Annotated in this window: 12 protein-coding genes; 10 read left to right on the top strand and 2 right to left on the bottom strand. The window is 36.8% G+C overall.

Annotated features, from left to right (window positions below; all coding sequences use genetic code 11):
- The first annotated feature begins 24 nt into the window (after positions 1–24).
- A complete protein-coding gene (locus tag HWV59_RS17275; protein WP_175639611.1) occupies positions 25–1062 on the top strand; it encodes an MBL fold metallo-hydrolase in 1038 nt (345 codons plus the stop codon).
- A 242-nt stretch (positions 1063–1304) separates the two neighbouring features.
- The gene (pobA, locus tag HWV59_RS17270) at positions 1305–2507 is read left to right on the top strand and encodes a 4-hydroxybenzoate 3-monooxygenase (protein ID WP_175639610.1); all 1203 of its coding nucleotides are present in this window, start codon (positions 1305–1307) and stop codon (positions 2505–2507) included.
- A gap of 81 nt (positions 2508–2588) precedes the next feature.
- Here the strand turns inward: pobA and HWV59_RS17265 are convergent, their stop codons facing one another.
- A complete protein-coding gene (locus HWV59_RS17265) occupies positions 2589–3530 on the bottom strand; it encodes an amidohydrolase family protein (protein WP_175639609.1) in 942 nt (313 codons plus the stop codon).
- Positions 3531–3553: 23 nt separating this feature from the next.
- A complete protein-coding gene (locus HWV59_RS17260; RefSeq protein WP_102229096.1) occupies positions 3554–4339 on the bottom strand; it encodes an IclR family transcriptional regulator in 786 nt (261 codons plus the stop codon).
- Positions 4340–4554: 215 nt separating this feature from the next.
- On the opposite strand from HWV59_RS17260, the gene HWV59_RS17255 reads away from it, so the two are divergent.
- From HWV59_RS17255 to HWV59_RS17220, 8 genes are all read left to right on the top strand, one after another.
- Entirely contained in the window at positions 4555–6018 is a 1464-nt protein-coding gene (locus HWV59_RS17255; protein WP_175639608.1) for an aldehyde dehydrogenase, read from the top strand.
- An 18-nt stretch (positions 6019–6036) separates the two neighbouring features.
- A complete protein-coding gene (locus HWV59_RS17250; RefSeq protein WP_175639607.1) occupies positions 6037–6816 on the top strand; it encodes a 2-keto-4-pentenoate hydratase in 780 nt (259 codons plus the stop codon).
- 24 nt (positions 6817–6840) lie between these two features.
- Positions 6841–7728, top strand: a complete 888-nt coding sequence (locus HWV59_RS17245) for an acetaldehyde dehydrogenase (acetylating) (protein ID WP_102229094.1) — start codon at positions 6841–6843, stop codon at positions 7726–7728.
- Positions 7729–7761: 33 nt separating this feature from the next.
- Entirely contained in the window at positions 7762–8790 is a 1029-nt protein-coding gene (gene dmpG, locus HWV59_RS17240; RefSeq protein WP_175639606.1) for a 4-hydroxy-2-oxovalerate aldolase, read from the top strand.
- Between the two features lie 14 nt (positions 8791–8804).
- Positions 8805–9590, top strand: a complete 786-nt coding sequence (locus HWV59_RS17235; RefSeq protein ID WP_407941586.1) for a 2-keto-4-pentenoate hydratase — start codon at positions 8805–8807, stop codon at positions 9588–9590.
- 43 nt (positions 9591–9633) lie between these two features.
- Positions 9634–9831: a 4-oxalocrotonate tautomerase gene (locus HWV59_RS17230; RefSeq protein WP_175639605.1), complete on the top strand. Its 198-nt coding sequence runs from the start codon at positions 9634–9636 to the stop codon at positions 9829–9831.
- A 26-nt stretch (positions 9832–9857) separates the two neighbouring features.
- Positions 9858–10682: a DODA-type extradiol aromatic ring-opening family dioxygenase gene (locus HWV59_RS17225; protein ID WP_175639604.1), complete on the top strand. Its 825-nt coding sequence runs from the start codon at positions 9858–9860 to the stop codon at positions 10680–10682.
- Positions 10683–11267: 585 nt separating this feature from the next.
- Positions 11268–12803, top strand: coding sequence for a glycoside hydrolase family 43 protein (locus HWV59_RS17220; protein ID WP_175639603.1), 1536 nt, complete (start codon positions 11268–11270; stop codon positions 12801–12803).
- Positions 12804–12890: the final 87 nt, after the last annotated feature.

The following is a 12890-nucleotide window of genomic DNA, read 5'->3' as shown; positions in this document are numbered from 1 at the left end:
AAAAAAGTGGGGTAGATCTAAACAATGAAAAAAAATTATTTAGTTATAATCAGTTTCATATTGGTGTTTGCCTATGGTTGTAGTAATGCTTCAACATCTGGAAGTGAGGGAGAATCTGCAAATCAAGGGAAAGTACAACAAGAAGAAAATAAAAATAAAACGGAAAGTAGTAACGATATAGAAAATATCTCCGAGGAGAAAGTAAAGAGTGTTTTTGAAAAAGTTCCAGAAGGCTTTCGTGTCATGACTGTAGGATCAGGCAGTCCAAAATTTGATATTCATCGTGGTGGAAGTAGTACATTAATTCAGTATAAAGAAAAGTATTTCTTAGTTGATAGTGGACCAAAGACAACGTATACATTATTAGAGAATGGTTTGTCTACAGAAAAAATCACAAATATGTTATTTACGCATCAACATGTAGATCATAATGGTGACTTTTGGAATTTCTTTATAGGTGGATGGGGATCGGCAACTGGAAGACGTAGCTTAAATTTAATTGGACCAGGCGTGCAAGAACTTTATGATGTAACGGTTGATTTCTTTAGAACAGATATAGAGTATCGATCTAGTATAGGGTTTCCAACAGATGGAATTTTATCAAATGTTCATATTAAGAACTTTACGGAAGATGAGTATAGTTTCGAACTTGATGGCGTGAAAATTAAAGCAATTCCTGTACCACATTCCATTGAGACATATGCATATCGCTTTGAAGCTGATGGGAAAAGTATAGTTGTTTCTGGAGATTTAACTTATACCGATGTTATGGGTCCTTTTGCGAAAGATGCAGATATACTTGTTATTGATGCTATGTTAATAAGTGATTTCTCAGATTTACCTGAAGTAGCTAGAGAGGGTATGAAAAATAGCCTTATGAAATCCCACATATCTAGTGAAGAAATAGCTCAAGTTGCTGCAGATTCAGGTGTAAAAAAGCTTGTCCTAACCCATCTTGGTGGGGGTGAAGTAGATATGGAAAATATAAAAAGCCAATATGCAAAAGAAGGGTTTAAGGGGGAAATAATACTTGCTGAAGATGGACTTATCATTAATCCATAACAAAATATTGTCACAGGACATTTTTTTTCAAGTAGATTAAAAAAATCACCATGTTGTTCCACATATAAGAAAGTGGTGTTTTATACGGTGTGCTTTTATACTATGCTAAACATACAGAAAATAAATAAACATAAAATTGAGGAGGGAAATGGAAGCGGTTACTATAACGCTGGTATTGGTGATCGGTTCTATTTAGTGGTCTATTAAAAAATTAATTCGAATGAAACAAAGGAGCTTTTGATATGAAAACGAAAGTAGGGATTATCGGAGCCGGTCCAGCCGGTTTAATGTTATCACATCTCTTGCACCTTGCAGGTATTGAATCAGTGATCCTAGAAAAACGCTCCCGAGAGGATATTGAGGAAACGATTCGTGCAGGTGTTTTAGAACAGGGGACAGTCGATCTTCTAAATGCTTCTGGTGTAGGCGAAAGAATGACGCGGGAAGGACATACCCATCACGGAATTGAGCTTCAATTTAATGGAGTCCGACATAGAGTCAACATGCATGAGTTTACGGAAGGGAAAAGTATTATGGTTTATCCCCAACATGAGGTCATAAAAGACCTTGTAGCTGCTCGATTAAAGGCAGGTGGAGAGATCCTCTTTAATGTAAGCGATGTTAGTTTGCATGATGTCGACAAACAATCACCAAAAATTAGATTTCAATATAATGAAAGTGATCATGAGCTTAGCTGTGATTTTATTATCGGCTGTGATGGCTTTCACGGTCCAAGTCGAAAAGAAATACCTGATACAATTCGAAAGGAAAAACAACAAAATTATCCTTTTGGCTGGTTAGGTATATTAGCAGAAACACCTATTGCAAACCCAGAACTTATTTATTCTAACCATGATAGAGGATTTGCGCTAATTAGTACACGGACACCTGAAATTCAACGACATTACATTCAAGTGGATCCAAATGATGATATCAACAATTGGTCAGACGATCGAATTTGGACAGAACTAAAAGCAAGAGTTGAAACAAGCGATGGATGGACACTTCCAGATGGTCCAATCCTTCAAAAAAACATTGTGTCGATGCGAAGTTTTGTTTGTGAGCCAATGCAATACGGACGTCTTTTTATCGCAGGTGATGCAGCCCATATTGTTCCTCCAACTGGGGCAAAAGGAATGAATTTAGCGATGACAGATGTTCAGGTTTTACAGCGTGGAATTGAGTGTTTCTATCAGACAGGTAGTGAAGATCTGTTAGAGCGTTATTCGGAAATCGCTCTACGTAGAGTGTGGAAAGCACAGCGTTTTTCAAATTATATGACAACAATGTTACACCGTAATTTTAATCATAGTCCATTTGAGCGAGGTATACAACTTAGTGAGTTAGATTATGTTACGTCATCTCGTGCAGCTTTAACTAGCTTATCAGAAAATTATATTGGCTTACCATTAGTGTGGGAAGTTGAAAGAACGGTATTTTCCTAATAATAAAAAGAGGCTGACGACAGAGGGACGTCCCCAGGGATCGGGGTATCTCTCAAGTCAGCCTATTTTATTAACAGATAACTAGATAAATGGCAGTAAAGATTCCGTCCCTTTAGCCAGTTGCTTTGCTGGGGGCCTTTCGCAAAGGTCAAATGGAAAATCGGAACCTGGCACAATTCTTTCTTCACCAACTGTATTAGCTAAGTATTCAAGCGAGGTTGAATTCCATAAGACGCTATCATACCAAAAGTCTTTTAAGTACTCGATTGGCTCTTTCTGTAAATTTTTTGAAACAAGTGGCCACATTTCATAGCCTTTGTTCAAACGGCCGATTTGATAAGGAAGGAATCCACCACCATGTGCCAAGAGAATTTTTACATCGTTATATGTATCTAATAGGCCACTTAGTAAGAAATCTGTGGCTGTAATGGTCGTTTCCCATGGGACACCAATTAAATTTGGCATCATGCGCTGGTTTAATCGTTGATCTTCACATAATAAAGGATGGATGAAAATGATGGATTTCTGCTTATTCGCTTCTTCCCAAAATGGAGTGAAAAAAAGGTCTGATAATAATTTGCCATTTAATCCTGGCCCAATAATGGCACCTTTTAATCCCATATTCATAGCATCTCTTAAATCTTGTGCAGCAGTTTCAGGGTGATTAAGAGATACGGTGGCAAGTGCTGATATTTGTTGTGAGTGGTTTTGTGACCATTTTGCAAGAGATGTGTTGTATACAGATACTAATTCTCTCGTAATCTCTGAAGGAAAATCATATAAAAATAGCTGAGGAATGGGGGAAACAACTGAATGATCCACACCTATGTTTTGTTGTTCTTTTAGATAAAGAGATTTATTAGTAAACTCTTGTTTTAGTTCAAATGCCCATTTATTGTCAATGGATAAAAAATCCTCTTTGTCTTTATTTTTTTTCTCCCAGCTGGCATTGATGATGCTTCTTTGATCTTTTATCCAATCAATGACTTCTTCCGGAATAAAATGAGTATGAAAATCATACATGAACATTCAGCTCCTTTTACGTATTAATAATGATTAAATCGATAACCTAATCGCCTGGAAATTTCTTTACCTGCTTCTACAACTCTTTTAATATGTGTTGGGATTGTTTGATCGTTTACTCGTTGAATAGGTCCAACGATATTGACAGCGGCAATGACTTGTCCTGTGTAGTCCTTGACTGGAGCTGCAATTGAGACAACACCTTCAGATATTTCTTCCGTACTTACGGCATAACCTTGTTCGCGAATATCTGTAAGGGTTTCCATTAATATGTTCTGATCTGTAATGGTATGTTGTGTAAATGGTTCTAATCCGTTTTCAATTGTTTTTTCTACTCTTTTTTCATTGTTAAATGCTAAAAGGACCTTTCCAGAGCTTGTTGCATAGGCGGGATTTCTTTTACCGATATGAGTGAAAGCTCGTACATGGTGCTTACTTTCTACCTTGTGTAAATAAATAACATCTAGCTCATCAAGGATTGCTAGATGGGATGTTTCACCTGTTTTTTCAACAAGTTCATGTAAGACAGGCATAGCTTCCTTATGTATCTCAAAAGTTGATGTACAAACAGTTGCGAGAGAAAGGATAGATAATCCTAATCGATAACGCTGTGTTTCTGGATCTTTTTCAACAAAGCCTTCACTTGCTAATGTTGACATCAGCCTGCTCACTGTACTTTTACCAAGGTCTAACTCCCGAGCAAGCTCAGTAATTTTTAATTCAGGTTGATCCATTGTAAATTTCCGTAAGATGCGAAGTGCATTTTTTACAGATGAAAGTGTGTAATCTTTTTTAGCCGTTTGCGTCATGGTTACTCTCCTTTATGTTGTTTATAGAGGAACGCTATTCTTTTATGAGGTTTATTTTCACTATATCACATAGAGTGAAAAAAAAGAATAATCTAAATATTTTTTAAAAAAATTTCCTTTTGTTCCATATATAAGAACTATGATGTTTTATAAGGGACGAATTTGTACTATTCTAACCATACAAAGAAATTAAAACAAGTAATGGAGGAATGGTTATGGAAGCGATTACTACAGCAACTGGAATTGATTGTAGACATTTTATTAATGGGCAATACATGGATTCGATGAATAACAAAACATTTATGAATACGAATCCAGCAAATGAAGAGATATTAGGATCTGTAGCTGAAGGTGGGGAAGAGGAAATTAACTTAGCAGTTTCAGCCGCTAGAAGAGCACTAAACGGTCGTTGGAAAACAATGCCTTTAACAGAACGTTCTAAAGTATTGCGTAAAATTGGAGATTTAATTTTAGAAAGAAAAGAAGAGTTAGCGCGATTAGAATCTCTTGATACAGGAAAGCCAATTTGGTTATCAAGTACGATAGATATCCCGAGAGCAGCCTATAACTTCCATTTCTTCGCTGACTATATGACAACAATGGGAACTGAGGCTTATCAGCATGATGATGTGGCAATCAACTATTCAGTACGTAAGCCAGTAGGTGTTGTAGGGTTAATCAATCCTTGGAACCTCCCATTACTTCTATTAACATGGAAACTCGCTCCATGTTTAGCTGCAGGAAATACAGCTGTATTGAAACCAGCAGAATGGACACCAATGACGGCAACAGTTTTAGCGGAAATTTGTAAAGAAGCTGGAGTACCAGATGGAGTTGTGAACGTTGTACATGGATTTGGACCTGACTCTGCAGGATCAGCTTTAACCGAACATCCTGATGTAGATGCTATTACATTCACAGGTGAAACATCCACTGGTACGGCAATCATGAAGGCAGCTGCCAATTCACTAAAAAAACTTTCATATGAACTAGGCGGGAAAAACCCAAATATCATCTTTGCAGATTCTGATCTTGATGAAGTACTAGAAACGACTATTAAATCTAGCTTTATCAATCAAGGTGAAGTTTGTTTATGTGGATCAAGAATTTATGTTGAACGTCCAGTTTATGAAGAATTTATTGAAAAGTTTGTAGCTAAAACAAAAGAGCTTGTTGTTGGCGATCCATTTGATGAAAAAACAAAAATTGGGGCAATGATTGGAAAAGAACATTATGAGCGCGTTTTAGGATATATTGAGCTTGCAAAGGAAGAAGGAGGAACTATCCGTATTGGTGGAGGTCGTCCTGAAGGTATAGGAAAAGGGTACTTTATTGAACCAACGATCATTACAGACTTAGATCGAAATGCGAGATGTGTTCGTGAAGAAATCTTTGGACCTGTTGTCACTGTGATTCCATTTGATTTAGAGGATGAGGTGATTGCTCAAGTAAATGATTCTCATTATGGACTAAGTGCTTCCATTTGGACGAATGATCTTCGTAGAGCTCATAGAGTGGCAAATGAAGTAGAAGCTGGGATCATTTGGGTAAATACTTGGTTTTTAAGAGATTTACGTACTCCGTTTGGTGGGATGAAGCAAAGTGGAATCGGCCGTGAAGGCGGTATGCACAGCTTTGAGTTTTATAGCGAGTTGAAAAACATTTGTATCAAACTTTAAAAAAGGAGGTCAATCATGATGGAATCAACCATGTTATTTGCAAATCAATTATTACAAGCAGAAAAAGAAAGAGTCGGAATTCCGGCTTTAACTGAACAAAACACAACTTTTACAACTCAAGATGCTTATGCTGTCCAATTAGAAATTATTAAACACAAACTTGCACAAGGTCAAACAATTGTTGGGAAGAAAATTGGCTTAACATCTCTTGCGATGCAACAATTACTTGGTGTGGATGAACCTGACTATGGCCACTTACTAGATGAAATGGTTGTTGAAAATGGAACTGAGCTATCATTTGAACGTGTAATGCAACCTAAAGTAGAGGCAGAGATTGCGTTTGTTCTTAAAAAGGATTTAAGAGGGCCAAATGTAACGGCACTGGATGTACTTCAAGCAACAGATTATCTTTTACCTTCAATAGAGATTGTTGATAGTCGTGTGAAGGATTGGAAAATCAAACTACAAGATACAATAGCAGATAATGCTTCAAGCAGTCATTATGTTTTAGGTGGAAAACCTGTTCGAGTGGAGTTTGTAGACCTTGAACAAATTGGCATGGTTTTATCAAAAAATGGTGAGATCGTTAATACGGGAGTTGGAGCAGCCGTAATGGGGCATCCGGCAAATTGTGTAGCATGGCTTGCCAATAAATTAAGTGAATTTGATATAGCTTTAAAAGCTGGAGAAGTGATTCTCTCTGGTGCACTTTCTGCAGCTGTAGAAGCAAAACCAGGAGATATTTTTTCAGCAAGAATTGCTCATTTAGGAGAAGTTTCAGTCCGTTTTTCTTCATAATCACTCAAGGGAAAGGAGATTCATATGGGAAAAATAAAAGTAGCAATCATAGGTACTGGGAACATCGGAACAGATTTAATGCTGAAGCTAGAAAGATCAGAGACACTCGAGTTAACGTCATTGATCGGAATTGATCCTCAATCTGATGGAGTGTTTAGGGCAAGAGATCGAGGTTATCAAACTTATACGAATGGATTAGAGGAATTTTTAGAAACAAATAGTGATGATGCAGATATTTTTTTTGATGCAACATCGGCAAAAGCACATATTCGACATGCGAAACTTTTAAAAGAAGCTGGAAAACAAGTCCTTGACTTAACTCCAGCGGCAAGAGGACCTTTTGTTGTCCCTCCAGTAAATCTGGGGGAAAACTTAAACGTTCCTAACATCAATTTAATTACTTGTGGAGGTCAGGCGACGATTCCAATTGTTCATGCCGTAAATCGGATATGCCCTGTTGATTATGCCGAAATTGTTGCAACCATTTCAAGTAAAAGTGCAGGTCCTGGAACAAGAGCGAATATAGATGAATTTACCCAAACGACGAAACGTGGGATAGAGGAGGTTGGTGGAGCTAAGAACGGAAAAGCCATTATTATTCTTAATCCAGCAGAACCCCCTATATTAATGAGAGATACTGTTTATGCTGTTGTCGAGCCAGGGCAAATCGATGAAGAAAGCATTACTTCTTCTATTAAAGAGATGGTCAAACAAGTTCAAGCTTATGTACCAGGTTATCGACTCCGAACAGAACCAATCTATGATGGAAACCGTGTAACGATATTCATCGAAGTGGAAGGAGCAGGGGATTACTTACCGAAATACTCTGGAAATCTAGATATCATGACAGCCTCAGCAGTAAAAGTAGCAGAAGAACTGGCTAAAAATAAACTGAATTCTGTCGTTTCTTAAACAAGAAGTTCTAACGGAAAGGAATGGTTTGGAATGAACGATAACCGAGATGTTCTCATTACTGAAGTAGCTTTACGAGACGGTAGTCATGCGATCGGTCATCAATATACAGTTGACCAAGTTCGAGATATAGCGCGTGGATTAAATGATGCCGGAGTGCCTTATATGGAAGTAGCTCATGGAGATGGGTTGGGGGGGTCTTCCCAACAATATGGTCTTTCTTTAACAGACGAAATGAAACTAATTGAAGCAGCTGTATCGGTTTGTGACAGAGCAAAGGTTGCTGTTTTATTAATACCTGGAATCGGAACGATGAATGAACTGAAGCAAGCAGCTAGTATTGGAGCAAAAATGGCTCGAATTGCTACTCATGTAACAGAAGCAGATGTTGCCCCTCAACACATTACTCTAGCAAAAGAACTTGGTATGGAGACGGTAGGTTTCTTAATGATGTCTCATATGGCACCAGTTGATAAGTTAGTAGAACAAGCAAAACTAATGGAAAGTTATGGAGCAGATAATGTTTATGTCGTCGATTCAGCAGGCGCTATGCTTCCAAATGAAGTTCGTGAAAAAATTCGATCCCTTCGTCAAAGCCTCACTATTAATATTGGTTTTCATGCTCATAATAATCTATCGCTTGCAATGGCTAATACACTTGTTGCTATTGAGGAAGGTGCAACAAGAATAGATGGCAGTGTTCGCTGCTTAGGAGCTGGCGCTGGGAATACGCAGACAGAAGTTTTAGTGGCTGTATTAGAAAGACTAGGATTAAACAGTGGAGTCGATTTATATAAGATGATGGATTTAGCTGAAAATATTATAGCTCATATATTAAAACAACCTCAAGAGATAACAAGAGATAGTCTTGTGATGGGATATGCGGGTGTGTATTCTAGCTTTTTGTTACATGCACAGCGTGCAGCTAAACAATTTAAGATTGATCCTCGTGATATTTTAATAGAATTGGGGAAACGTAAGGTTGTCGGTGGTCAAGAAGATATGATTATTGATGTGGCTGCTGAAATAGCTAATAAAAAACAATGTAGTCTTAGAGTTTGATAGGAGGAATTACAATGAATATGTCAAATAAAGAAATAGCTAAATATTTATTAGAAGCTGAATCAAATCGAACGGATATAAAAAGAATCACATTGGATAAATCTCCTAACTTAACTGTAGAAGAAGCCTATCTTATTCAAGAAGAACTTGTCAACATGAAGCTGGAACAAGGGCACTCCATTATTGGGCCAAAAATGGGACTTACAAGTCGTGCAAAAATGGTTCAAATGAATGTAGAAGAACCGATCTATGGGTATATTTTTAACAATATGGTGATCCAAGATGGAGCAGAAATTTCATTATCTGACTATATTCATCCAAAAGTAGAAGCGGAAATTGCGTTTATTTTAGGTAAGGATATTGAAGGTCCTGGTATAACAGGAGCTCAAGTTTTAGCGGCAACAGATTATGTCTGCGGAGCACTTGAGATTATTGATAGCCGTTATGAAAACTTTAATTTTACGTTGCCAGACGTTATTGCAGATAACGCTTCATCTTCAAGGGTTATTTTGGGAAATAGAATTCGAAAACCAGAAGAATTAGAGTTAGATTTAGTTGGTACTGTTTTAAAGATTAATGGAGTAGTGAAGGACCTTGGTGCAGGAGCGGCTGTTTTAGGACACCCGGCGAATTCCGTTGCCATGCTTGCGAACATGCTGCATCGAAAAGGAGAAATGTTAAAGACTGGTCAAGTCATTTTGACAGGCGGAATTACTGGAGCTGTCCAACTTTCGTATGGTGATCATGTAACAGCTAAGCTAGATGGACTAGGGGAAGTCAGCTTTTCTGTAGGGGAATAAAACGTCAATGCAGTCAGAAAAAGATTAGAAAGGAGATTCTATCATGCCGATTATAAACGTTAACATCATGGAGGGACGCCCTAAGGAGAAAATTGAAAGAGTGATCGCTGATATTACGAAAACAATCACAACTACATTAGAGGTTCCAAAAGAGAATGTTAGAGTGATAGTAACCGAAATCCCTAAAAGTCATTGGGGAATTGCTGGCGAATCAGTTGAAAAACGGGATGCATCAAATTAAGTTTATTAAAGCTATGGAGGTCTAAAATGACAATTGAATTGGGTGTTTTAGCTGCACATGTTCCAAGTATTTGTCATCGGGAAAATGTACCTGACTATCAACAAGATATTGTAGTGAAGATGGATGCTATTTCCGAGAAAATCGAAATAATAAAACCAGATGCTGTGATTCTTGTTTCATGTCATTGGCAATCAACATTTCATCATTATGTAGATGTATCACCAACTCATAAAGGGACGTTAACTGCATTCGAATGTCCTGACATTATTTCTGATGTGAAATATGAGTATCCTGGAGCCCATTGTTTAGGAGAAAAATTAGTGATGGCTGGTAAACGAGCGAAAATTCCTGTTATTGCTGTAAATGACCCAACATACGTATGGGATTATGGTACCGTTGTTCCTCTTCGCTATCTTGTACCAAATGAAGACATTCCAGTTGTCAATTTATCTATTACTCTTGCAGCAGGATTAGACGAAACATTTAAATGGGGTCAAGAAATTGGCAATGTGCTAAATGGAGACGACAAAAGGTACGTTTTTATATTTAGTGGTGCCCTTGCTCACAATTTAGTAAGAGGACGTCACCATATGCCGACGGTTTCAGAACAAGCTTTAGATATGCAGTTTATTGAATTTTTAATGAAGAAGAAGTGGGGTCTTGCTAAAGATATGCTACCACAATATGCTAAAGTTGCAGGCGTAGAAGGAGGAGGGCGACATCTCGCTATGATGCTTGGTGTGTTAGCAGATAGTTTCAAGCCTGCATTCCACACCTATGCTCAATCATCCGGAAGCGGCAATGCAATTATGACGTTTGAGATTGAAAAGGCATTACAAGGTAGTAATTAATTTAGATTGCTTTTAAAAAGTAGAGTGTAAAATTGTATCTGAGTGAAGCTTCAGTTCCTTGGTATGTGAGGATTGGAGCTTTTTTGTTTTGTATCGTTTAATTTCTTCAGTATTATATTTTATTTTGACATGAAACCTCTGTGAAGTAGACAAATAACTCTTTCTTTTACCTAATAAGTTTTAGAGTAGAAATTTATAGTCGTCTATTAATCTCATTACAGGTAAGTTACTTAAAAGATAATTTGTTTTGTCTAGATATACGAATGGAAAACTGCAAGTTGTTCCCATATGAAACTTTGATCTTCGATCTTTTTGGTAAAATAAGGAGAAAATTTATTGTGTGAATTTTTTTAGATACCTACAAAAACTTTGCTTACTATATAATATTTACTCAATTTTGAGGAGTCTTCCCCCAATTATTCACTATATTGAGGAAAGAGTAAGTTTAAATTTATAGATTTTAAAGGAGTTTAAATATAAATACAGAATAAGATTTTAAATGGTTAGAAATAATTTGATCTTAGAAATATAAACAGTTAGAGTGATTAGTTACTTGTTGACTTAAATGAAAAAGGAGAAGATATGATGAGTCAAACTATTTTAACAAACCCTATTTTTTGGTCAGATGTTCCGGACATAGATGTTATAAGAGTTGAAGAAACATACTATATGATTAGTACAAGTATGCATACCATGCCTGGCTGTCCTATCATGAAGTCTGAAAATTTAGTGGATTGGGAGATTGTTGGATATGTTTTTGAGACATTAGAAGACAATGAAAGTCATAACTTGTTAAACGGAAAGGGAATTTATGGTCAAGGATCATGGGCGGCTAGTTTGCGCTATCATAATGGACTATTTTATGTTTGTTTTTCAAGTAATGATATGAATCGCTTTTACATATATCAAACAGAGAATATTGAAAGAGGTAAATGGAAGCGCTCTACTATCGAGGGAATATATCATGATCCTGCTTTGCTATTTGATGACAACAGGGTGTTTGTTATCTATGGGTGTGCAGATATTTATATTACAGAATTAACAGAGGATACTGCAGCACTAAAGAAAGGTGGAGTTAATAAATTACTATTGGAAACTGAAAAAGAGGGAATTGGATTACGATGTGAAGGGTGCCATGCATATAAGATAAATGGACACTATTATTTACTATTTATTGAATGGCCGAAGGTTGGGAACAAACGGAGAAGACAAATATGTTATCGTTCTAATGAACTTTTAGGAAAGTATGAGCGCAAAGTGATTTTTGATGATGATATGAGTTATCATAATAAAGGGATTGCTCAAGGTGCTATTTTCGATACTCAAGAAAATGAATGGTATGCCATGTTGTTTCAAGACCATGATGCTGTTGGTAGAATTCCTTATGTGTTGCCGGTTAACTGGACAGATGGTTGGCCAATTATTGGGATTGATGGCAGGGCACCAAAAGAATTAGAACTGAACTTACCAAATTCATCCCACCAACCTTTGGTTATCAGCGATGAATTTGATTATACAGAAAATATACTAGAGCTTAATTGGCAATGGAATCATAATCCGGACAATAGTCTTTGGTCTTTTGTGAAAAGGCCAGGATATTTGCGTTTGGAAACTGGATATTTAACAAATAGTGTATTATATGCTCGTAATACGTTAACACAAAGAACTGAAGGACCAACCTGTACGGGAATTACCTTAATGGATATCACGCAGATGAAGCCGGGAGATCATGCAGGATTAATAGCTTTGCAAAATAGCTTTGGGACTATTGGTATTCAACTGGAAGAGAATGGTGATCGATACATAACTATGACGAAAAATCGTGGCGATGGTCACGAAATAACAGTGGAAAAAATACCATTTCAAGAGAACCTTATATATGTAAAGATAGATTTCAATTTTGAAGATAGCTGTGACTTAGCAAAGTTCTATTACTCGACTGATGGGGAGAACTGGTTTGAAGTTGGGGAGGTATTGGAAATGAAATATACGTTAGATCATTTCATGGGCTATCGTATTGGTTTATTTAATTATGCAAAAACACAAATCGGTGGTCATGTTGATTTTGCTTACTTTAAGTATATGAAAGATAATAAGGTTGTTAAAAAAACAGAAATGTAGTATTAAAGAATCGTTAGTTTCATCATCAATATATCTTTGAAAAACTGGCACATCTAAAATGGGGTGTGCTTTTTCACTATCAATAAG

This window comes from Metabacillus schmidteae (genome assembly GCF_903166545.1).
GTDB lineage: Bacteria > Bacillota > Bacilli > Bacillales > Bacillaceae > Metabacillus > Metabacillus schmidteae.
The sequence above is the reverse complement of the archived record's forward strand: the minus strand, read 5'-3'. Positions and strand labels throughout refer to the sequence as shown.